We start from the raw sequence: 22,188 nt of genomic DNA on the forward strand, positions 1-22,188 counted from the left end.
TGAGTGGCAGATGTCACGCACTTTCGGCACAGCAGCCCGCTACCAATCGGCGCAGTTCCGCCCTGCCTATGGCTTTAAGATGGCGCTCGGGTCAATCTTCCGTGACGCGCGGGGTCAAAAGGCCGAGTTCCTCGAGGTCGATGTCGGTCAGCGGATCCTCGTCGTCGGTGAGCGCATCGGGGTCGGCCGGCGGCAGCGGCACCGAGAAATTCGACGGCATGCGGCCGGACAGCAGCCCGGCACCCTTCAATTCCTCCATGCCGGGGAGATCGCGGATCTCCTCCAGCGCGAAATGGTCGAGGAAAATGTCGGTCGTGCCGTAGGTGACGGGACGGCCGGGCGTGCGGCGCCGGCCGCGCATCCTCACCCATTCCGTCTCCATCAGCGTGTCGAGCGTCCCCTTTGATGTCTCGACGCCGCGGATGTCCTCGATCTCGGCGCGCGTCACCGGCTGGTGGTAGGCGATGATCGCCAGCACTTCGAGGGCGGCGCGGGAAAGCTTCCGCTGCTGCACCGTGTCGCGGCTCATCAGGAAGGCGAGGTCGCCGGCGGTGCGGAAGGCCCAGGCATCACCGACGCGCACCAGGTTGACGCCGCGCCGCGCATAGATCTGCTGCAGTTCGGCCATTGCCGCGGCAATGTTGATGCCGTCAGGCAGCCGCGCCGCGAGCTGTTTTTCGCTGACTGGCTCGGCGCTGGCGAATACGATCGCTTCGGCCATCCGCACGGCCTCCGCCATATGCAGCCGCTCGCCGGGATTCTGCGACAAATTCTGCCCCTGGTTTTGTGCCGGGTTTTCGGCGACCATGCCTTGCTCGGCGTCGTCGTCGACCTTGAACGGAATGACCGAAGCGTTGGCGCGTTCGCTCATGGTGTCACCTCGACTATCTTGATGGCTTGGGCGCGGCCGCGCAGATAAAGCGGCGCGAACACCTGGTCCTGCCGCATCTCCATCTTGCCTTCGCGCACCAGTTCCAGCGTTGCGGCGAACGAGCTGGCAACTGCGGTGCGCCGCTCTTCCGGGCCGGCCAGATATTCGACCAGGAAACTGTCGAGCGCCGTCCAGTCGCGCAACGACCCGATCAGCCTGATCAGCACGTCGCGCGCATCCTTGAGCGACCACACGCCGCGCCTGGCGATCGTCACATTGGTGACCGCCTGCTTCTGGCGCTGCTGGGCATAGGCGGTCAACAGGTCATAGAGCGAGGCCGAATAGGCATTGCGCTTCTCGACGATAACCATCTCCGGCATGCCGCGCGCAAACACGTCGCGTCCGAGCCGGTTGCGGTTGACCAACCGTGCAGCTGCGTCGCGCATCGCCTCCAGCCGCTTCAGCCGGAACTGCAGCACCGCCGCCAGTTCCTCGCCGCTTTCACCTTCGTCGCCGGGCTGCTTGGGGATCAGAAGCTTCGATTTGAGGAAGGCCAGCCATGCCGCCATCACCAGGTAGTCGGCGGCAAGCTCCAGCCTCAGTGCCCTCACCTTCTCGACGAAGACCAGATATTGCTCGGCCAGCGCCAGGATCGAGATGCGCGACAGGTCGACCTTCTGATTGCGGGCAAGATGCAGCAGAAGATCGAGCGGACCTTCGAAACCGGCCACATCGACGACCAGGGCGGGATCGCCGGTCAGCCGAGAATCGTCGTTCTCGGCCCACAGGCGGTCCATCGGTGCGGCCTTGCCGGCCTTCAGGTCCAATGTCTCCGCCACTTCGCTTCCTTTGATGCTAGGCCACCGCGTCGAAATAACTGGCAAATTCGGCCCGAATCTCGGTCTCGTCCGCTACGTCACGGTTCCTGATATAGGTCAGCGCCCGCTCCGCGCGCTCAAACGACTTGCCTTCAAGCCCGGTCGTGCGCGACGCAATGCCGGCCATCTCCTCGAACACGCCGTTGCAGTGAAGGACCAGATCGCAGCCCGCCGCAAGGATCGCGGCCGCCTTTGACGGGAAATCCCCAGAAAGTGCCTTCATCGAGGTGTCGTCGCTCATCAACAGACCGTCGAAGCCGATTTCGCCGCGGATGATCTTTTCGATGACCTTGCCGGATGTGGTGGCCGGGTTCTTCGGATCGATCGCGCTGTAGACGACATGCGCCGTCATCGCCATCGGCAAATGGTTGAGCTCCCTGAACGGGGCAAAATCATGCCGCTGCAGGTCGCCGATCGAGGCGTCGACGGTCGGCAGTTCGAAATGCGTGTCGGCGAAGGCCCTTCCATGGCCGGGAATATGCTTCATCACCGGCAGCACGCCGCCCGCCATCAGGCCTTCCGCCGCGGCGCGGCCCAATTCGATGACGGCGCGCGGCTCCTTGCCATAGGCGCGCGCGCCGATCACGTCGCTGGCGCCTTCGATCGGGACGTCGAGCACTGGCAGGCAATCCGCCGTGATGCCGTAGCGCAGCAGGTCGAATGCATGCAGCCGCGCCATCAGCCAGGCGGCACGGGTGCCGGCGTCATGATCGTCGCGCCACAAGGCACCGAGTTCGCCGGCAGCCGGATAGTTCGGCGCCAGCGGCGGCCGCAGGCGCTGCACCCGACCGCCCTCCTGGTCGATGAATACCGGCGCGTCCGCACGCCCGACGCAGTCGCGCATAGCGGCGACCAGATCGCGGATCTGCTCGGTCTCGCCGATATTGCGCGCAAACAGGATGAAGCCCCACGGGCATTCATTGCGATAGAAACGGATCTCGTCGCGGGTCAGTGATTTCCCGGCGCAGCCCAGGATCATGGATTTTGATTCGGTCATGCGGAACAGTTTAGAGCTTCGCGTGGACAAAGGGAATCGCCCGCAATTGTCTCCAGGAATTTCCGTTCACGCAAAAAAAGCCGGCGCGGGCGCCGGCCTTTTCGAGGGGCTTTGAGCCGCTAGTGAGACACGAAGCAATTACCGCCGGCAGCCTTGTAGCCGGTGCACAGTTTGATGGCCTCGTTGCGAGACTGCGCCGGAACGCGGACACGGTAGAAGGTGCCCTTGCCGGCAATTTCGGCCTTGACGATGTTAGCGGTGCGGCCGGAAAGCACGCTGCCGTAGCGGCGCTGCAGATCCTGGTAAGTCGCCTGGGCGCTTTCGACTGTCGGCTGCGAAGCGATCTGTATCGACCACGAACCACCGCCGGCCGCGGCCGGATCGATGGAAGCAACCTGATCGGGCTTGACCTCGCCGACCACATCGACCGGCTGGTCGGACGGACGCTGCGGCGCCACGGGGACCGTGGCCGGGGTGTTGGCGGACTGCTTGCTGGCTGACGGCTGGGCCTTGGCTTCAGCCTTTGTGTCGGGCTGGGGCGCCGGCTGCAGCTTGGTGGTTTCGGCCTGGTCGCCACTCGCCTGGTCGCCACTCTTCGGATCACTTGTCATTTGGTCGATCAGGGGCACGGCGCCGGTCTGCGCCGCGTCGTCGGCCTGGGTCGACGGAGCTACGTGCTGCGGCGCCGGATCGGCCGGCTCGGCAGCAGCCATCTGCGGGGCGGCAGGCGCCGGATCCTCGCGCGCCACCAGCGACCCGTCAGGTTTCACCACCATCGTCCGTACCTTGCGTGGCGCAACGGCGACGATCTCGGGGTTAGCACCCTTGTCGGCCTCCTGCAGAACCTGCGCAATGCGATCCTCGGACTTGGGCGCCGGTGCGGCGGCAGTTACGGTATCGCCAGACGGGTTGGTGCCAGACGCGTTGGTGTCAGACGCCCGGGTGCCGGGCGCGTCGATACTATCAGCGGCATCAGCGGCATCGGGGTCATTGGGCGAAAGATCGACGACGCGGCTCTCCGGCTCGTTGGCCTTCAGATCCACAGGCTCTTCGGTGTTGGTGACCAGCTTCTGCTGAACGGGCTCGGCGGGCTTGGTGCCCTTGACTACAGCGTCATAGACCTTGTTGTCCTGGTTCGGCACGACGGTGCCGCCTGGATTTTCCGGTTTGACCTTGATCGGCGTATTATCGGCCTTGACGATAACCGGCGCGTCGCTGCCGCCCTTGCCGCCGAAGGTCAGTGCAAAAGCGCCAAGGCCGCCGGCGATCGCCACCGCGCCAACTACCGCTCCTATCAGCAGCCCGCGCCTGCGCGGCTGCTTTTCGGCCTCCCGCTCGGCGAGACCCGGAACCGACATCGCCTCGTCCAGCTCGGGATCGTAGTCGAGCTCGTCAAAGGTGAAGTCGTTGGCTTGCGAAACCGGCTGGCCACCGGGCAATGTGCCCAGATCGAAATCGTCCGCTGCATCGGCATAGGAAGCGGCTGCCGCGCTGACAGGAGCTTCCACAGGCTTGGCGCCATAGGCGCGCGTCTCGCCAGGATCTTGCTTATAGCCAGACCCGAAGCCGGCATCGTATTCATCATCATAGCCAGCACTGCGCACCGGGGCAGGCGCTATGTCCGTGGCATTCATTTCGGTGAGAAGGCTGGCAAAGTCGGCGTCAAGATCGTCGTAGGCGGGCGCCATTGGCTCGTCATCGTCGAAGTTGAGCTCCGGAATGTCGAGATCGTCCGCCAGCGCCACGACGCGCTCGGGCACGTCGACCGTCTCGACATCGGGCATCTCGTCATAGGCGGAAGGCTGTTGATGCGAGGTTGGTGCAGCTTCTGTGTAGGCCGGCCGATCTTCATAGGATGGCCCATCTTCATAGGACGGCCCATCTTCATAGGACGGCCCATCTTCATAGAACGGCTTGTCTTCACGGGATGCCCGGCCTTCATAGGACGGCCTCTCTTCGACCGGCGCGGCCCGATAGGACGGCGTTGCAGCTGGCTGCTGCGGTGCCGGACGCGCCGAAGCCACCGGCTGGTTTGCAAAAGCGGGCTGAGGCTGTGCGACCGGCGTCACGCGGCTCCACGAGCGGGCCGGCTCGGCCGGTGTGGCGCGTGCCGTCAGCCAGTTCAGCGCATCTAGCGGATCTTCTTCGGAAGCAGCTGCCGCACTCTTGTCGGCCGAGTCATGATCCAGGCCGATATTCCTGGCGAAGTCGGCATCGAGCGCATCGTTGTCTAAATCATCCGTAGGTCCGGCGGCGGCGTCAACACCGAAATCCTCGCCTTCAAGCTCATCGAGGAGAACAGCACCAAGATCGGCGTCATCGGCGGCACTGGACTGCTGCGGCTCAGCGGGCTTGTGCTCATCGAGTTCCCAATCCAGCTCGCCGACAGGATGCACCGGTTCGTTGGTGACTTCTTCAGCCGCCGCGATTGGCTGTTCAGCAGCCACTGCTGGCTGCTGAATTGCAGGCGCCATGGGCTGCTGAGCAGCTGTCACAGGCTTCTGGGTCATCGGAGGTTCGTTGGCCGCTTGTGCCGGCCGTGTGCTCATCGCACCCAGCAGCGCGTTCAGCTCGTCTTCCAGACTGCGTTCCTCAGCAACTGGGGCCGTCGGGACGACAGCGGCGGCCGGCGCCACTGGTTCGGCCGCAACGACCTGCGCCACGGACTCTTCGACGTCCTCGGCAAGCGCATCGTCGAAGCTCAGATCGAAATCGTCGTCGAACGCCGCTTCAGCGGCCGTGCCGGAAAGCTCAACGGCCTCTGGTTCTTCGATCGACAGCTCTTCGATAAATTCTGGTTCTTCGATTTCGGCAGGCTCGTTCGGGCGAACGTCGAAGTCCATGTCGACATCGGCCACGGCATCATCGACATGGCCGGCAAAATTCTCATCGTCCGAAACCGCCTCAACCGGCGATGCGACGTTTGCCGCCGGCTCATGCTCGTCGAACATCAACTCGTCTTCGAGCGAGCTTGCAACGGCATCGTCGAACTCGTCATTGAACGCAGGCTCGGCGGCTTGCGCTGCGGTTTCAACGGCGACGGCCTGCTCCATCGGCTCATGCTCTTCGAGCATCAGCTCGTCTTCGAGCGAGCTTGCCACGGCGTTGTCGAACTCATTGTCGAAGGCGGGCTCGTCGACCCGCGCGTACGCCTCGGCTGCGGCCCTGGGTTCGGCATCGCTCGTCGCCCCGATCTTGCCCGTCACATCGTCGTCGAGCCGAAAATCCTGGTCGAGAGAGGCGGCAAGTTCGTCGCCCGTCGACAAGTCGTCCTCGAACGGCGACACGTCTTCGAGCGAGCCGGCGACGGCATTATCGAACTCGTCGTCGAACTCCGGCTCGACAGCGGGAGCGAACGCCCCGGTGCGGGCGGAGGCAATTTCCTCGGCAGCAACAGGAGCGGCCGCAACAGGAGCAGCATTGTCCGCCGCACTGTCCTCGAACGCGAAATCCTGCTCGAATGAGGCGGCAAGCGCGTCATCCATCTCGTCGGCGGCCGTTTCGGGTGCCGGTTCGCGAAGCTCGGCAGGCGCAGCATTGTCATTGGCGTCGGTGCCGAACTCGCCCATCAACTCCTTCTCGAGATCGATGTCGAAATCGCCCTCACCCGCCGACGGCTCGGCGGCAGCGGTTTTCGACTGGGCCGGGGTTTGCGGTTTGACCGGCTGGCGCGGGTCGAACCCCATGATCCTGGTCAGTTCCGCGAACGGATCATCGTTGGCGATGTCGTTGTGGTCGGCTGCTCTCAGCTGGGTTCTGTCTGCCATTATTGTTCCCGAACTCGCACTCATTCGGACGCCATGGACGTCGCGTAGGGTTGGCCCTTACCAGCGCAATGTGGGCAAAAGGTGACAGGTTTTTTAGTCAAACCTAACGCATTTCGGTGGGCGCATTGGCTCCGATCAGCGTCAGGCCGGACGTCAAAACGTCCGAAACAGCCTGCACCAGCCCTAGTCTGGCATGCGTCAATTGTCGGTCGTTAACCTTAACAAAACGTAAGTCGGGATTATCGGTGCCCCGGTTCCAGTGTCCGTGGAAGCTGGAAGCTAGTTCGTAGAGGTAAAATGCCAGCCGGTGGGGCTCGAGCGCGAGCGCCGCGGCTTCGATCAGTCGCGGATATTCGGCAAGCTTTCTGATCAGGCCGATCTCTCCCTCGTCGGTCAGCAAAGCCACTTCGGCGGCCAGCTGGTTGCGGTCGAAATTGGCCTCGCCCAACTGCTCGCTCGCCTGCCGGAACACCGAATGGCAGCGTGCCGAGGCATACTGCACGTAAAACACCGGATTGTCCTTCGACTGCTCGGTCACCTTGGCGAAGTCGAAGTCGAGCGGCGCGTCGTTCTTGCGGTAGAGCATCATGAAGCGGATCGGGTCGCGGCCGACCTCCTCGACCACTTCGCGCAAGGTCACGAACTCGCCCGACCGCTTCGACATGCGCACCGGCTCGCCGGCGCGAAAAAGCCTCACCAGCTGGCAAAGCAGCACGGTAAGCTTGACCTCGTCGCCGGCAATTGCCCGGGCAAGCGCCTCCAGCCGCTTCACGTAGCCGCCATGATCGGCGCCAAGCACATAGATCAGTTCGACAAAGCCGCGATCGACTTTGTCCTTGAGGTAAGCGACGTCGGCGGCGAAATAGGTGAAGGTGCCGTCCGACTTGACCAGCGCCCGGTCCATGTCGTCGCCGACCGCGGTCGAGCGGAACAGCGTCTGCTCGCGGTCCTCCCAGTCGTCCGGCTTCTCGCCCTTGGGCGGCGGCAGCTTCCCCTTGTAGATGTGGCCCTTCAGCGTCAGGTCGCTGATCGCCGAGCGTATCTTGCGGGCGTTGTTCGCATGCAGCGTACGCTCGGAGAAGAAGACGTCGTGATGCACGTTGAGCAGCGCCAGATCCTCGCGGATCATCGCCATCATCGCATCGATCGTCCTGTCCTTGACGATGGCAAGCGCCTCCTCGTCCGGCATCTGCAGCAGGGCACGGCCGAATTCGCCGGCCAGCGCCTGGCCGACCGGGACGAGATAGTCGCCTGGATAAAGCCCGGCCGGAATGTCGCCGATTTCCTCGCCGAGCGCCTCGCGGTAGCGCAGCATGACTGAGCGGCCGAGCACGTCGATCTGCGAACCGGCATCGTTGATGACATATTCCTTGGTGACGTCGTAACCGGCGAAGGCCATCAGATTGGCGAGCGCGTCACCGACCACAGCACCCCGGCAATGGCCGACATGCATCGGCCCGGTCGGGTTGGCCGAGACATATTCGACATTGGTTTTCTTGCCGCTGCCGACCGTCGAGCGGCCGTAATTGCGGCCTTCGCCGAGCAGCGCCGTCAAATGCGCCTGCCAGAAGTCGCCCTTGAGCCTGAGATTGACGAAGCCCGGGCCGGCGATCTCGGCGGCCGCGATATCCTTGTCGGCGCGCAGCGCCTCGGCCAGCCTTTCGGCCAGCGCGCGCGGATTCTGGCCGGTCGGCTTGGCCAACACCATCGCAGCGTTGGTCGCCAGGTCGCCATGGCTGGCATCGCGCGGCGGCTCGACGGCGATGCGCGACAGGTCCGGCGGCACGCCATTCTTGTCTTTCAAATCAAGCGCTTCGACGGCCTTTATGATTCGCGCGTTGAAATCGGCGAAGATGTTCATTGCTATGGCTCTGACGGTTTTGCAGGGATCCGGCTCGTTGGCCGGCAAAATCGAGCCCGCCCTAGCTCAAATCCGGCGTATGGTCAAACAAACGCCTGTGCTCCTTGAGCGCATAAGTGTCCGTCATGCCGGCCAGGAAATCGGCGACGCTGCGTGCCTTGACGCGGTCCTCCGCCCGGTCGAGCCCTTCGCGCCAGCCATCCGGCATGGCGCGCGGATCGGCGAAATAGGCGTCGAACAGGTCCCTGACGATCTGGTCGGCCTCGGTGCGCACCCGCATGACCTCGGCATGCCGGTAGAGATGCTTGTAGAGAAAGGCCTTCAGTTCCTTTTCCGATACGGCCGTCTCGGCGGAGAAGGTCACCATTGTCTCGCCTGCCGCCCTCACCGCTTCGGCGCTGTCAGGCTTGATGCGCGCCAGATTGGCCGTCGTCGAGACGATTACGTCCTCGACCATGATGGTGATCTGCCGGCGCATCAGCTCGTGGCCGGTGCGTACGTCATCGAGCGCCGGATAGCGCTCACGCACGCCCTTGAGGATCGACCCTGGCAGCGAGACATCCTCTAGCATATCCAGCGTCAGCAGCCCTGCCCTCAGGCCATCGTCGATGTCGTGGGTGTTGTAGGCGATGTCGTCGGCAATCGCCGCGCACTGCGCCTCGATACCGGCGAAGCGGTCGAGCTCGAGATCGTGCAGTTCGGAATAATCGCGGATCGCCTGCGGCACTGGCCCCTTCAGCCCCTTGCCCTTGGCATCGGTCAGCGGGCCATTGTGCTTGACCAGGCCTTCCAGCGTTTCCCAGGTGAGGTTCAGGCCGTCAAATTCGGCATAGCGCCGCTCCAGCCGCGTCACCACGCGCAGCGACTGCGCATTGTGGTCGAAGCCGCCCCAGGCGGCCATCTTCTCATTCAGCGCGTCCTCGCCAGTATGGCCAAAGGGCGTATGGCCGAAATCGTGCACCAGCGCCACCGCCTCGGCCAGATCCTCGTCGCCGCGCAGCGCCCGCGCCAGGGCGCGTGCAATCTGCGCCACCTCGATCGAATGCGTCAGCCTTGTGCGGTAATGGTCGCCTTCATGCGCAACGAACACTTGCGTCTTGTGCTTCAGCCGGCGGAACGCCGTCGAATGGATGATGCGGTCGCGGTCGCGCTGGAACGGCGTGCGCGTCGGGCTTTCCACCTCGTCGAACAGCCGCCCGCGCGACTTCGCCGGGTCGCTGGCATAGGCCGCGCGCGGCCGATAGCCAAATCCGATGTCGCCCAACTCGTTGGTCATAGCGTATGCCGCAGTTGACTTGCCCCGTCGCGCTTCATACCTATCATACGAAACCGAAAGCAAGGTGACGCCCATGGGCGCTGATGCCAAGACCGCTATGAAAGTCGAGATGACCGACGCCGCCGCCAGGCGCATCGCCAAGATTGTGGCGAACGAGGCCGGCAAGACGGCGTTGCGCGTTTCGGTCGAGGGCGGCGGCTGTTCCGGCTTTTCCTACAAGTTCGACCTGGTCGACAAGCGCAATGATGACGATGTCGCCATCGAGAAGGACGGCGCCACCGTGCTGATCGACGACCTGTCGCTGGTCTATATGGGCGGCTCGGTGATTGATTTCGTCGACGATCTGATGGGCCAGTCGTTCCAGATCAGAAACCCAAATGCGGTCGCCTCCTGCGGCTGCGGCACCAGCTTCAGTATATGAACGTATGAAACCGCTTCTCGAGGGCCGTGAGGATCCTGTGACGGTCCTTGTCGCTCGCGAGATAGAAGCAATTTCCGACGCCGATATTGTTGCTTGGGCCAGCCGCCATGCGCCGTCGCCGAGCTATGCCGACGACATCGACTACGTGCAGCTCGTGCGATGCAACCCGAGGAACATTACAAGCCTTGGAAAAGCCCCGCGATCAATTGAAGTCGCTCGTTGTGCGGCGATTTCCTGATTTCGACGACAGGTCCGCAGAAGCGAGCGACATCGCGCGCAAGGTTTTCCTGCGGCGTATCAGCACTTATCTGCAAGGAGAGTTGGACCCGTTTGATATCTGCCGGATGGTCTTCCCCATTGAGCAGAAATACGACTTCCCGGTTTGGCTTGGCGGCGTCTTTGATGCCTGTGATTGGATGCACGAGAGTACGACGCGCGAGCAGTCAACGCATTTGCGGGAGGCGATAGAGCAGATACTCGCCGAAAATGCCGAGTGCCAACCTTTCGGGAGTAAGTGAATGCGCCGCGTTGGCGCGGTCCGTCAGGTCGCGCTTTCCGCCGGGCGCGACCTCGATGCAACGCTGGCGTTCTGGCGCGACGTGCTCGGCATGAGCCTGCATGTGCGTTTCGATCCGCCGGGCATCGCCTTCATCATGGCAGGTGACGTGCGCCTGCTTTTCACTGACGGCCTGCCGGCCGGCACCGTCTATCTCGACATATCGGGCCTCGAAGAGTTCCACGCTTCGGCAAGAGCCGCCGGTGTCCCCTTCACCGCGCCGCCGGCGCTCGTCCATCGCGACACCGAAGGCCTGTTCGGCCAGGCAGGGGAAAGCGAATGGATGGCCTTCCTAAAGGACCCGGCAGGCAATACGATCGGCCTTGTCGAACGTCACCCGCCGGATCGCTAGTCTCCGGACCACCAGCCTATCGAGGCCGTCATGAAAATCGTCACCTGGAACATCAATGGCGTTCGCGCCCGCATCGGCAATTTGACCCATTGGCTGACGGAAAGCGCGCCCGACATCGCCTGCCTGCAGGAGATCAAGACGGTCGACGAGCAGTTTCCCCGCGCCGAGATCGAGGCGCTCGGCTACAATGTCGAGACTTATGGCCAAAAAGGCTTCAACGGCGTCGCCATCCTGTCGAAGCTGCGCTTCGACGAGGTCAACCGTGGCCTGTCGGGCGACGATGCCGACGAGCAGGCGCGTTTCATCGAGGGCGTGTTCTCGACCGATAAGGGCGCCTTGCGCGTTGCCTCGCTCTATCTGCCGAACGGCAACCCGATCGACGACGAGAAGAAGTTCTCCTACAAGCTTTCCTGGATGGCACGGCTGGAGCGCTGGGCCGAGGAGCGGCTTGCGCTGGAAGAGCCGCTGGTTCTGGCCGGCGACTACAATGTCATCCCCGAGCCGGTCGACGCGAAATATCCGGAAAACTGGCTAAGCGACGCGCTGTTCCAGCCCGAGACGCGACGTGCGTTCCGCCGGCTGAAGAATCTCGGCTTCACCGAAGCCGTGCGCGCGGTTACGGATGCGCCGGACACGTTTACGTTCTGGGACTATCAGGCCGGCGCCTGGCAGAAGAACAACGGCATCCGCATCGACCACCTGCTGTTGTCACCCGAAGCCGCCAATTGGTTTTCCTCGGCTTCGATCGAAAAGCAAGTGCGCGCCTGGGAAAAACCTTCCGACCACGTGCCGGTGGCGGTGGATCTCGACCTGCAGCCGGCCTGATCCGTCGGTGCCGGCACCGAACCCTCATATCGCCACAAATCGCGCGTCTGATGGGACGTCATCATGGCGGCAGGGGTTCCCATGACCATTCGAACGGCTCTTTGTCCGATTGCTCTGGCGTTTGCCATGGCAGCAACAGTGCAGGCTTTTGCCGATGAGGAATGCCTTGCCAACGGCAAATCGTTCCAGATCGGCCAAATGGCCTGCCTGACGCTTGCCGGACAAAGCCATCTCGCCCGCTGCGAGATGGTGCTCAACAACACATCCTGGACAAAGCAGCGGGACGGCTGCCCGGAGAACACGCTGGCCCCGCATCTGCAGGGCACGCCGATCTCAACACCAGCGCCCGGCGGCGTGCCGGCGGAACCGACCGAGAATTGATTTAAATCGACAATCCCGCCGGCCTACTAGTCGCCGCCACCCTTGGTGAGGATGTCGTCGGCCAGCGAGATCGCGGTACGGCGGTCGGCTTCGCCGGCGGCGGCAAACGCTTCTTCCTGCATGCCGCGGATCCATGGCTGGTCGGCGGGTGAGGCCCGTTCGAGCGCCGCGGTCATCATCGCCAGCCCCCGCACGATCTTGCCGCTTTGGAAAAGCAGGTTGCCGAGCGTCGCCTGTGCCCCCGCATGGCCCTTTTCGGCCGCCAGCTGGAACCAGCGGCCGGCCTGCTTGACGCTTGCCTTGACGCCGCCCTCGCCCTTGAGGAACATCTGGCCCATCTCGAATTGGGCGTTCGGGTTGCGGTAGTTGGCGGCGGCACGCATGTAATATTCCTGGGCCGCCACCTCGTTCTCCTCGACGGGGCTGCCGGGAATGCCCTTCCTCAGATAGTCGCCAAGCGCCACCAGCGCGTCCGAAACATAGCTTTCCTCGGGCGAACCGGGCTCGACGTCCTGGTCGACGATCTCGCTGAAGAACTTGAATGCCGCGTAGTCGTCTCGCGCCACGCCATCGCCTTCGGCATACATGCGCGCAAGCTTCCAGGTGGCACCGATCTGGCCGTTCTCGGCGGCATATTTATAGGCTTCCGCGGCCTGCTCCTTATGGCCGTTCTTGTAGGCGGAAAAGCCGAACTGGAATACCGCCCACGGGCTCGACTGCGGCTTCACGCCGGTCTTGTCGTCGAATACCTTGTCGTCGAAGGCCATGGCCTGGCCGACGGCGCCCAAGGTCGCGCCAAAAGTGGCGAGCGCAACCAGTGCCGAAAGGACAGACGACCTCAACAACTCAGATGTCCGCATAGCAGTGTGTTTCTTTGGCACCGCCGGGATGGGTGACCGCGCCATCGCGGGCAGATCCGACCGTCTGTGCGTATTTCCAGATCGCGCCCGACTGATAGTCGGTCGTGCGCGCCTTCCATGCCTTTGCCCTCGCCGCCAGTTCGGCCTTGGACAACGCAACCTCGATCGTGCCATTCACCGCGTCGATCGAAATCAAGTCGCCGTCCTTCAGCAGCCCGATCGGGCCGCCCACGGCCGCTTCCGGCCCGACATGGCCGATGCAGAAACCGCGCGTCGCGCCCGAAAAACGCCCGTCGGTGATGAGCGCCACCTTGCCGCCCATGCCTTGGCCATAAAGAGCCGCCGTCGTCGACAGCATTTCGCGCATGCCTGGGCCGCCGCGCGGGCCCTCATAGCGGATGACGAGAACCTCGCCTTCCCTATAGTTGCGGTGCGTAACAGCCTCGAAACATTCCTCTTCCGAATCGAAGCAGCGTGCCGGACCCGAGAATTTGAGCTCCGCCATACCGGCGACCTTCACGATCGCGCCTTCGGGGGCAAGGTTACCCTTCAAGCCCACGACCCCGCCGGTCTGGGTGATCGGCCTATTGGCGGGACGGACCACATCCTGGCTGTCATTCCAGGAAACATGTTCCATATTTTCGGCCAAAGTGCGGCCGGTCACCGTCAGGCAATCGCCATGAAGATAGCCGTGGTCGAGCAGCGTCTTCATCAGCAACGGAATGCCGCCGGCCTCGAACATGTCCTTGGCGACGTATTTGCCGCCCGGCTTGAGGTCGGCGATGTAGGGCGTCTTCTCAAATATCTTGGCCACGTCGAAAAGGTCGAACTTTATCCCGGCCTCGTGCGCGATCGCCGGCAAATGCAGCGCCGCGTTGGTCGAGCCGCCAGTGGCCGAGACCACGGTCGCGGCATTTTCCAACGCTTTCATAGTAACGATATCGCGCGGGCGGATGTTCCTTGCGATCAGCTCCATGATCTTTTCGCCGGAAGCGAAATTGAAGCGGTCGCGCATCTCGTAAGGTGCCGGCGCGCCGCAGGAATAGGGCAGCGCCAGGCCAATCGCCTCGGCCACGGTGGCCATGGTGTTGGCGGTGAACTGGGCACCGCAGGAGCCGGCCGACGGACAGGCGACTTGTTCGATTTCAAGGAGCTCAGCGTCGCTGATCGTGCCGACCGAATGCTGACCGACGGCCTCGAACACGTCCTGCACGGTGATCTGCCGGCCACGGTAGCTGCCGGGCAGGATCGAGCCGCCGTAGATGAAGATCGATGGCACGTTGAGGCGCACCATGGCCATCATCATGCCGGGCAGCGACTTGTCGCAGCCGGCCAGTCCGACCAGCGCATCGTAGCAATGGCCGCGCATCGTAAGCTCGACCGAATCGGCGATGACCTCGCGCGATACCAGCGACGACTTCATCCCCTGATGGCCCATGGCGATGCCGTCGGTGACGGTGATGGTGCAGAATTCGCGCGGCGTGCCACTGGCGGCGGCCACGCCCTTCTTGACCACTTGCGCCTGGCGCATCAGCGAGATGTTGCAGGGTGCGGCCTCATTCCAACAACTTGCGACGCCGACCAGCGGCTGCGCGATCTCGGCCGCCGACAGCCCCATCGCATAGAGGTAGGAGCGGTGTGGCGCCCGCTCAGGACCAACGGTCACGTGGCGGCTTGGCAGCTTGGCCTTGGAGATCGCTCTGGCGTCCATACTCGTCCTTGCCGCGGGCGGTGCGGCCTGCCTCTTCGCCTAGCCTGTTGGCGCGTGTCCCGAGACAAGTTCGAGGTGCGCCGGGTTTATGGCGGGAAATGGGCAATGTTCCCGGGCGGCTCGGCGACGCGAGGGTTGTTCAGAAACTTGTTGCCAAAACGTCACAATTACAGGAATGAGCATTATGCGGAGCAGTTGTTGCGCCGGCCGGGCGCCGGACGGAGCGCCAAGCAAAACGGCCGGGCAATGCCCGGCCGTTTTGTCGTTTAAAAATTTGTAGTTAGAACTTGATCTTGACGGAAGCCGAACCGGCGAGAAGCAGGTCGTTGCCGTAGGTATAGGTGATGGCATTTGCCACGTCGCCGACACCACTGAAACTCGATGACCCGCTCGTCAGCACACCGATCGAGCCGCCGAGCCTGACCTCGACCTTGTCGTTCGGCGAATAGGAGACGCCGCTGGCCACGGCCCAGGTATCCGACTGATAGCCGGAGGTCGTCGAGGTGCCGCGATCCCAGGTCAGCGAAACCACGCCTGACAATTGGTCGGTGAACTTGTGGCCGATACCGCCCGTGACCGTCCAGCCGTCGCGATAAAGCAGGTCGAAGGAAACGGGCGAGGGAGCACCGGTCACCGGACTGCGTACGCCATTGATGGCAATGACGCCAAGCTTGCTCCACTCCTGCCAGCGGATGGAACCAAAGGCCAGCCAGCCAGGAGCTATACCGCTCTGCAGCTTGAATTCCAGAGCTTGAGGTATCTCAGCCGCCGCGGAGACAGGGTACACCCCGGTAGAGCCAGGAATCAGATCCGCCGGAAAGGCGCCCCTGAAGCCGGTCGTGTCGACGGTTCCCGACAGCCCGTCATATTTGTAGCTCGAAGAGTACATCAGGCTGGCGCGCAGGGCGATTTCGGGGATTTCATAGGCGGCACCCGCACGCCAACCCCATGCTTCGTCGGAAAGTTTGAATTTTCCGAGGCCGGTATTGCCGAAGGCCAGCAATGTCTGGCGGGACAGAAACGCGTCGACCTGCTGATAGGAGACACCGCCGATGAACCGCACGGCACCCTTGCCGACGTTTAGCTTGTACGAGCAGGTGAGGCCGAAATCGTCTGTGTCGACGGAGTATTTGACCGCTGTCGGCGAATAGGCGTTGTTCACGCCGAAATTTGCATCCGCGCCATACGGTCTCGTATAGGTGGCAAGGCAGTCCACGGGCTCAAAGATATTGGCCTTGATGCCGATATGCGGCACTGCGTAATCACCGCCGACGTCGATTTTGGACGTCGACAGCCCCGAGCCGTCCAGACGCTGCACATTTTTAAGGGTGCGTTGAGGCGAAACATAGGTGACGCCAGCATCGAACGAATATGGCGCCGCATCAAACAGCTGGTCGATATTGACACCGCCCCGGTCAAAGCCTCCGGATTGCGCCGTCCCAACCAAAGCCAGCGAAAAGGCCCCTGCCCCCAGCAGCGCTTTCAGACGCGAATAACACATGAATCTCCTCCCCGAATATCGTTGCATCAAGCTAGAACCAATTCAGGTTAACCGCGCAACAACGAATTCGCCGTGCGTACATGTACACCTTGGCCGAACGCATTTCCGACAAGGTGTCGGCCTTCCCGACAAGGCGGGAAAATGGCCGGCTCAATACAAATCAATGAGAAAAATCGGGAAAATCGCCTAAAACACCGCAAAACAGAGCGGTTTGCGGGCCCAGTCAGCCATTGTTACATTATGGCAACAATGGGGCAAAAACATTCAGTTTGCCTCAAGATTTACGCTGCGGAATGCCTGTTTTCGTGGCAGGAAGCCTGTCTGGAAAGCAGATTCGTGACCGGCAAATCTGTTCGGTCAGCCGGCCCAAATCTGTTCGGTCAACTGGCATCGCGCACCCGCGTCAATGCCACCGAAAGCTTCTCTTGCGCCTCGCGATATTCGGCGAGTTTTTCGCGCTCGGCCTCCACCACCTCTTCCGGCGCGTTGGCGACGAATTTCTCGTTGGACAGCTTCTTGTAAAGCCGCGCAATTTCCTCGGTCACCTTGGCAAGTTCCTTCTGCAGGCGCGCTGCCTCGGCGGTAAGGTCGATCAGGCTGCCGAGCGGCAGGCAGATGGTCGCCTCGTTGACGACGATCTGGGCGGATCCCCTGGGTGGCACCTCGGCGAGCGAGATGTCGCCGACCCGCGCCAGACGCTTGATAGCGGAGCTCTGACGCTCGAACCTTTCGCGTGTCGTTTCGTTGGCGCCAATCACCACAAGCGGCGCGATAGCCGCCGGCGGCACGTTCATTTCTGAACGCACCGAGCGGATGCCGGAGACGAGATCGACCAGCCAGTTGATATCGGCGGCGGCCTCCTCGTCCTCGAAGTCGGGCGACGGCCATGCCGCATGACAAAGCAGCGACGGCCGCTGCCCGCCCTCGCCGGCGGTTTCGGCCCAAAGTTCCTCGGTCATGAACGGCATCATCGGATGCAGCAGCTTGTAGATCTCATCGAGCACGAAGGCGACGCAGGCCCTGCTCTCGGCCTTGGCGGCCTCGTCGATGCCCATGAACACCGGCTTCAGCAGTTCCAGGTACCAGTCGCAGAACTGGTTCCAGACGAACCGGTAGGCGGCACCCGCCGCCTCATTGAAGCGGTATGAGGTGATGCCGTCCGTCATATCCCGCGCGGCCCGCGTCAGCTCGGTCAGGATCCAGCGGTTGACCGCCAGCTTGGCGTCCTGCAGCCAGAAATCGTCGTTGCGCGCCACTTCGTTCATCTCGGCGAAGCGCGTCGCGTTCCACAGCTTGGTGCCGAAATTGCGATAACCGGCAATGCGGGCCGGATCGAGCTTAACGTCGCGCCCTTGAGCTGCCATCACCGTCAAGGTGAAGCGCAGCGCATCGGCGCCATATTCGTCGATGAGCTCGAGCGGGTCGATGACGTTGCCTTTCGACTTCGACATCTTCTGCCCGGTCTTGTCGCGAACCAGCGCGTGGACATAGACCGTATGGAACGGCTCCTGGTCCATGAAATGCAGGCCCATCATCATCATTCGGGCGACCCAGAAGAAGATGATGTCGAAACCGGTCACCAGCACGTCGGTCGGGTAATAGGTCTTCAGCTCCGGCGTCTGGTCCGGCCAGCCAAGCGTCGAGAACGGCCACAGCGCCGACGAGAACCATGTGTCGAGCACGTCCTCGTCGCGGGTCAGGATCTCGCCAGGCTTGAAATTCTCGAGCTTGTCCTCGACCCAGGCCTTCCATGGCCCTTCCAGCGCCAAATAATATTCGACGGCGGCACCGAGTGCTTCTTCCTCGGTCTTTTCGACAAAGACATGCCCGTCCGGCCCGTACCAGGCCGGGATCTGGTGGCCCCACCAGAGCTGGCGCGAAATGCACCAGGGCTGGATGTTCTCCATCCAGTCGAAATAGGTCTTTTCCCAGTTTTTCGGCACGAAATTAGTACGGCTTTCGCGCACCGAGGCGATCGCCGGCTTGGCCAGTTCCGCCGCATTGACATACCATTGGTCGGTCAAAAACGGCTCGATCGGCACGCCGCCGCGGTCGCCATGCGGCACCGCGTGGCGATGCGGCTCGACCTTTTCGAGAAAGCCGCCCGCCTCCATCAGCTCGACGATCTTCTTGCGCGCATCGAAACGGTCCAGGCCGTCGAGGCTGTCCCAGACGGCCTGGCGCTCCGGCGTCACCTCCAGCCCGGCGAGAAAATCCTCATTGTCCTTGAGGCTCACCGCCGCATTGACAGTGAGGATGTTGACCGCCGGCAGCCTGTGGCGCTTGCCGACCTCGAAGTCGTTGAAGTCATGCGCCGGCGTGATCTTGACCGCACCGCTGCCTTTTTCGGGATCGGAATACTCGTCCGCCACCACCGGGATCCTGCGGCCGACGATCGGCAGGATGAGGTTCTTGCCGACAAGATGCCGGAAACGCTCGTCGTCGGGATGGACGGCGACCGCCGTATCGCCCAGCATCGTCTCCGGGCGGGTCGTCGCAACGGTGATGAAGGTCTTCGGATTCTCCGGATCGAACGTCTTGCCTTCGACCGGATAGCGGAAGTGCCAGAGGTTGCCGTTTACCTCCTGCTGCTCGACCTCGAGATCCGAGATGGCGGTCAACAGTTTCGGGTCCCAGTTCACAAGGCGCTTGTCCTTGTAGATCAGCCCTTCCTTGTAGAGCGTGACAAACACTTCGAGCACGGCCTTGGACAGGCCTTCGTCCATGGTGAAGCGCTCCCGGCTCCAGTCGGCCGAGGCTCCGAGCCGCTTTAGCTGGTTGAGGATCGCGCCGCCGGACTCGGCCTTCCACTCCCACACCTTGTCGATGAACTGCTCGCGCGTCAGGTCGCGGCGGTGGATCTGCTTTTCCATCAGCTGGCGCTCGACCACCATCTGCGTGGCGATGCCGGCATGGTCCATGCCCGGCTGCCACAAGACGTTCTTGCCGCGCATGCGCTCGAAGCGCACCAGAATGTCCTGCAGCGTGTTGTTGAGCGCATGGCCCATATGCAGCGAGCCGGTGACGTTCGGCGGCGGGATGACGATGGTGAAGGCTTCAGCCCCCTCTTCGGCGCCGGCACCGGCCCGAAACGCGTCGGCCTCTTCCCAGATCCTGGCAATCTTCGGCTCGACGGCTTTTGCGTCGTAGGTCTTTTCGAGCATGGGAAAACGGTCCGCGCTGTCCGGAATTTGTGGTCCGGTGTAAATCGGAAGGTGGTTGCCAAGTCAACCGCAAGGGCGGCGGGTTTGTTCCACTCTACGCACCACACGAGTTTGTCCGTTTCGCGGGAGACACCGTGTCCGGATTCGACACGGCTTCCCCAAGCCGGGCAGTCGGCCCAGTCCGAACAGCGACATGGCTACGCGGTGGCGATAAGCTTGAAACGGATGAGCTTGAAATGGTCAACCAGGCCGCGCTGAAACGCCTTAGCGCTCGCGAGAGCTCCGGATAGTCCTTGATAACTTCTGCGGCTCGGAGTCGATAGTGCTACTGCGCGCCGCGCGCGACGCGCTCGATTTCCTCGCGCACCAGCCGCTCGACGAGCGTCGGCAAATTGTTGTCCAGCCAGTCCTGCAGCATGGGCCTCAGCATCTCCTCGGCCATCTCGTCGAAGGTCTTCTTGCTGCGGCTGGCAAACGCGTCTGAAAGCTCACCGAAAGCGGCGGCAACCTGCCGGCCCGTATGCTCCGAAAGGATCGCCGGACGTGCGGGCGGCGCCTCGCTTGCCGCCGAACGCGCCAATCCGCTTTGCGAAGGCTCCGGCACAGGTTCGGGGGTCGCCTCATCCTCGAAAATCTCGGCTTTCGGCTCGGCGTCCGGTGTCCGGGGTGCAGCGGTCTGGTCCGGCTTAGCCATCGCGTCGCCGACTGCGGCGATCTCGCGCCGCCAATCGGCAATGATGGTGTCGGTCGTCTCGGCAATCTTGGCCGTCGCAGGCCGATCCGGCTTTGCGGGCGGTTCGGCGGTGGCGTTCACCTCAGCCCGCGTGACCGGTGCTTTCGCCGGACCGGGACGCACCGGCGTTTCCGTGCGCGCAGTGACGGGCGCGACCGATGGCTGCGCCGGCACCTCGGCCCGCGTGGCCGGCTTGGCGATCTCCAGTCCGCCACGCAGTTCGGAGCGAAACGCATCCCCCTCCGGTGCCCGCCCGGCTGCCGGCGCCGGTTGCAGATCCTGGCGCAGCTCGTCCGCGTCGCCCGGCTGCTTGCGGCCGGTATCGCTGTCTTCGATGATCCTTCTGATGGAAGCCAGTATCTCTTCCATGGAAGGTTCGCGCTGTACGCTGCTTGCCGTCGCCATCGTCACATCCGCCGCCCTTGTGACTCGTTCCCAGATTTCCTGTCCGGCAAATGCCGGATTCGAATCATGGCGACAGCGTAACCGACGGAACGCCTTGCGAGAATCCCCAATCTGGCGACATCTCGGATTTCAACAGATTAGGGTCGGGAGTTGAAGCCCGCGCGTTGTTCGAGCGCGGGCTAAAAACACGGCTTGGCGATCAGCGGCCGTCCGGCGTGCGCAGGCCGATCCACTTGTCCTTGACGGCATTGTAATGCTCTTCGGGCCTGTATTTCGTCACGTTGAGCGCAAGGCGGTCTGCCGACAAATGCCCAACCGCCGAAAGGATGGCATAGCTTGCCACCACGACGTCGCGTTCGGCGCTGGCAAGATTGATCTTGGCGGTGATGACGGTTGCCTGCGCGTTGAGAACGTCGAGCGTGGTGCGCTGGCCGACATTGCGCTCCTCGATGACGCCGTTCAAGGCAAGCTGCGCGGCAGCGACCACCTGCCGGTTGGCCGTGACGCTTTGCTGCGCGGCGGTATATTGCGTCCATGCCGATGTCACGGCCTGGCGCACCTGGTCGCGACTGACATCGACCTCGATCCGCGCCTGGCTGAGCGATTCCTTCGACTGGCGAACCAATGCCGAGGTCCGGCCGCCGGAATAGATCGGCACGGTCAGCGTCGCGCCGATGCTTGCCGAATTGGTTGTGCCATCCTGCGTCGAGCCGAGCGAGCCGGGCGCGGTGTAGCGTAAGGCGCTCGAAACACCGGCCGACGCGGAGAGCTGAGGCAGCAGCGCGCCTTCGGCCGATTTCACCGAAAACCCCGCCGCGTCGACCAGGTGCTCGGTGGCAAGGATGGCCGGATGCTCGGCCGATGCAATGGCGATCGCTGCATCGAGGCTCCTCGGCAACAGCTTCGACAACGGCGAAGCCGCCCTGAGCTTGCCCGGCTCGTCGCCAACGATCTGGCGATACGTCGCGGCACTTGCCAGCGCTGTCGCGCGGGCGGCGCTCAACTGCGCCACTGCGGAGGCGCGCGAGGCATCGGCTTGCGCGACGTCGGTGCGCGTACCTTCGCCGACCTCGAAGCGCGAGCGCGCCGCACGCGCCTGCTCGGTCAGGAATTGCAGGTTCTGTTCGGTCAGAACCGCGATCTGGCGGTCGCGGATCACGTCCATATACGCACTTGCCGCGTTGAAAAGAGTGTTCTCTTCGGCGTTACGCAGGCTTTCGACAGACGCGCGGACCCGCGATTCGGCGGCCGCGACGTTGTTCCTGGTCTGAAAGCCGTCGAACAGCGTCTGGTCGATCTCGACGCCGAAATTGCCGGTGGTCAACGAGATGTTTTGGTGCAACCGGTTGCTATGGCTGGCGGAATAATCGATGCTCGCCGAACCGGTGATGGTCGGGCGCCAGCCGGACTTGGCGATCGCTACGCCCTCGTCGGTGACGCGGACGCCGGCGCGCGAAGAATTAAGCGAGGAATTGTTTTGATAGGCCTTTGAAAGTGCCCCGAGAATGGTTTCGGCCGAGGCGGCCAGTGGAGAAAGCGCGGTCGCCGAAACGAGGACAGCGGTAAAAAGCAACTTGCGTACAGACGGCACGTTATATTCCCTCATTCGTTTCGCACGGGAACTACGCC

General features: G+C 62.9%; 17 protein-coding genes. 5 read left to right on the plus strand and 12 right to left on the minus strand.

The annotated features are described in order from the left end of the window. Positions 1-91 precede the first annotated feature (91 nt). From scpB to NKJ94_RS15095, 6 genes are all read right to left on the minus strand, one after another. Positions 92-871, minus strand: coding sequence for an SMC-Scp complex subunit ScpB (gene scpB / locus NKJ94_RS15070; RefSeq protein ID WP_352526041.1), 780 nt, complete (start codon positions 869-871; stop codon positions 92-94). Then, positions 868-1,668, minus strand: coding sequence for a segregation and condensation protein A (locus tag NKJ94_RS15075; RefSeq protein WP_352526216.1), 801 nt, complete (start codon positions 1,666-1,668; stop codon positions 868-870). The genes scpB and NKJ94_RS15075 overlap by 4 nt, the downstream gene beginning before the upstream one ends. A 58-nt stretch (positions 1,669-1,726) precedes the next feature. Then, complete coding sequence (gene nagZ, locus NKJ94_RS15080; protein ID WP_352526042.1) at positions 1,727-2,746, minus strand: beta-N-acetylhexosaminidase; 1,020 nt, start codon at positions 2,744-2,746, stop codon at positions 1,727-1,729. Positions 2,747-2,865: 119 nt separating this feature from the next. Next, positions 2,866-6,513, minus strand: a complete 3,648-nt coding sequence (locus tag NKJ94_RS15085) for an SPOR domain-containing protein (protein ID WP_352526043.1) — start codon at positions 6,511-6,513, stop codon at positions 2,866-2,868. A gap of 103 nt (positions 6,514-6,616) precedes the next feature. Continuing rightward, entirely contained in the window at positions 6,617-8,374 is a 1,758-nt protein-coding gene (gene argS, locus NKJ94_RS15090) for an arginine--tRNA ligase (RefSeq protein WP_352526045.1), read from the minus strand. 61 nt (positions 8,375-8,435) lie between these two features. Continuing rightward, entirely contained in the window at positions 8,436-9,650 is a 1,215-nt protein-coding gene (locus NKJ94_RS15095; RefSeq protein WP_352526047.1) for a deoxyguanosinetriphosphate triphosphohydrolase, read from the minus strand. A gap of 73 nt (positions 9,651-9,723) precedes the next feature. Here NKJ94_RS15095 and erpA point away from each other — a divergent pair, with 73 nt between their 5' ends. The 5 genes from erpA (at position 9,724) to NKJ94_RS15120 (ending at position 12,185) form a co-directional block, all read left to right on the plus strand. Then, complete coding sequence (gene erpA, locus NKJ94_RS15100) at positions 9,724-10,071, plus strand: iron-sulfur cluster insertion protein ErpA (RefSeq protein WP_352526048.1); 348 nt, start codon at positions 9,724-9,726, stop codon at positions 10,069-10,071. Between the two features lie 185 nt (positions 10,072-10,256). Further along, the gene (locus tag NKJ94_RS15105; protein ID WP_352526050.1) at positions 10,257-10,589 is read left to right on the plus strand and encodes a hypothetical protein; all 333 of its coding nucleotides are present in this window, start codon (positions 10,257-10,259) and stop codon (positions 10,587-10,589) included. After that, complete coding sequence (locus tag NKJ94_RS15110) at positions 10,590-10,979, plus strand: VOC family protein (protein WP_352526052.1); 390 nt, start codon at positions 10,590-10,592, stop codon at positions 10,977-10,979. It abuts the gene before it with no gap. A 30-nt stretch (positions 10,980-11,009) separates the two neighbouring features. Next, positions 11,010-11,804, plus strand: coding sequence for an exodeoxyribonuclease III (gene xth, locus NKJ94_RS15115; RefSeq protein ID WP_352526053.1), 795 nt, complete (start codon positions 11,010-11,012; stop codon positions 11,802-11,804). A gap of 63 nt (positions 11,805-11,867) precedes the next feature. Beyond that, on the plus strand, positions 11,868-12,185 hold the full coding sequence (locus NKJ94_RS15120; RefSeq protein ID WP_352526055.1) for a hypothetical protein: 318 nt from the start codon (positions 11,868-11,870) through the stop codon (positions 12,183-12,185). A gap of 26 nt (positions 12,186-12,211) precedes the next feature. On the opposite strand, the gene NKJ94_RS15125 is transcribed toward NKJ94_RS15120, so the two are convergent. From NKJ94_RS15125 to NKJ94_RS15150, 6 genes are all read right to left on the minus strand, one after another. After that, positions 12,212-13,045, minus strand: a complete 834-nt coding sequence (locus NKJ94_RS15125; RefSeq protein WP_352526056.1) for a tetratricopeptide repeat protein — start codon at positions 13,043-13,045, stop codon at positions 12,212-12,214. Then, complete coding sequence (gene ilvD / locus NKJ94_RS15130; protein ID WP_352526057.1) at positions 13,032-14,756, minus strand: dihydroxy-acid dehydratase; 1,725 nt, start codon at positions 14,754-14,756, stop codon at positions 13,032-13,034. Before ilvD ends, NKJ94_RS15125 begins: the two co-directional genes overlap by 14 nt. Before the next feature lie 280 nt (positions 14,757-15,036). Continuing rightward, positions 15,037-16,257, minus strand: a complete 1,221-nt coding sequence (locus tag NKJ94_RS15135; protein ID WP_352526059.1) for an outer membrane protein transport protein — start codon at positions 16,255-16,257, stop codon at positions 15,037-15,039. Positions 16,258-16,637: 380 nt separating this feature from the next. Beyond that, a complete protein-coding gene (locus tag NKJ94_RS15140) occupies positions 16,638-19,421 on the minus strand; it encodes a valine--tRNA ligase (protein WP_352526060.1) in 2,784 nt (927 codons plus the stop codon). Between the two features lie 325 nt (positions 19,422-19,746). Continuing rightward, positions 19,747-20,559 (minus strand): PopZ family protein, encoded by an 813-nt coding sequence (locus tag NKJ94_RS15145; RefSeq protein WP_352526061.1) that lies wholly within the window; start codon positions 20,557-20,559, stop codon positions 19,747-19,749. Positions 20,560-20,758: 199 nt separating this feature from the next. Beyond that, positions 20,759-22,150 carry a TolC family outer membrane protein gene (locus NKJ94_RS15150; protein WP_352526063.1) on the minus strand — a complete coding sequence of 464 codons (1,392 nt, stop codon included), beginning with the start codon at positions 22,148-22,150 and terminating at the stop codon, positions 20,759-20,761. Positions 22,151-22,188 lie beyond the last annotated feature (38 nt).

The sequence above is a fragment of the Mesorhizobium sp. M0060 genome (genome assembly GCF_040323155.1).
Lineage (GTDB): Bacteria > Pseudomonadota > Alphaproteobacteria > Rhizobiales > Rhizobiaceae > Mesorhizobium.

Bases quoted from the DNA above. Each gene is read 5' to 3' on its own strand.
- scpB (WP_352526041.1), bottom strand. From the start codon at position 871: ATGAGCGAACGCGCCAACGCTTCGGTCATTCCGTTCAAGGTCGACGAC.
- NKJ94_RS15075 (WP_352526216.1), bottom strand. From the start codon at position 1,668: ATGGACCGCCTGTGGGCCGAGAACGACGATTCTCGGCTGACCGGCGAT.
- nagZ (WP_352526042.1), bottom strand. From the start codon at position 2,746: ATGACCGAATCAAAATCCATGATCCTGGGCTGCGCCGGGAAATCACTG.
- NKJ94_RS15085 (WP_352526043.1), bottom strand. From the start codon at position 6,513: ATGGCAGACAGAACCCAGCTGAGAGCAGCCGACCACAACGACATCGCC.
- argS (WP_352526045.1), bottom strand. From the start codon at position 8,374: ATGAACATCTTCGCCGATTTCAACGCGCGAATCATAAAGGCCGTCGAA.
- NKJ94_RS15095 (WP_352526047.1), bottom strand. From the start codon at position 9,650: ATGACCAACGAGTTGGGCGACATCGGATTTGGCTATCGGCCGCGCGCG.
- erpA (WP_352526048.1), top strand. From the start codon at position 9,724: ATGGGCGCTGATGCCAAGACCGCTATGAAAGTCGAGATGACCGACGCC.
- NKJ94_RS15110 (WP_352526052.1), top strand. From the start codon at position 10,590: ATGCGCCGCGTTGGCGCGGTCCGTCAGGTCGCGCTTTCCGCCGGGCGC.
- xth (WP_352526053.1), top strand. From the start codon at position 11,010: ATGAAAATCGTCACCTGGAACATCAATGGCGTTCGCGCCCGCATCGGC.
- NKJ94_RS15120 (WP_352526055.1), top strand. From the start codon at position 11,868: ATGGCGGCAGGGGTTCCCATGACCATTCGAACGGCTCTTTGTCCGATT.
- NKJ94_RS15125 (WP_352526056.1), bottom strand. From the start codon at position 13,045: ATGCGGACATCTGAGTTGTTGAGGTCGTCTGTCCTTTCGGCACTGGTT.
- ilvD (WP_352526057.1), bottom strand. From the start codon at position 14,756: ATGGACGCCAGAGCGATCTCCAAGGCCAAGCTGCCAAGCCGCCACGTG.
- NKJ94_RS15135 (WP_352526059.1), bottom strand. From the start codon at position 16,257: ATGTGTTATTCGCGTCTGAAAGCGCTGCTGGGGGCAGGGGCCTTTTCG.
- NKJ94_RS15140 (WP_352526060.1), bottom strand. From the start codon at position 19,421: ATGCTCGAAAAGACCTACGACGCAAAAGCCGTCGAGCCGAAGATTGCC.
- NKJ94_RS15145 (WP_352526061.1), bottom strand. From the start codon at position 20,559: ATGGCGACGGCAAGCAGCGTACAGCGCGAACCTTCCATGGAAGAGATA.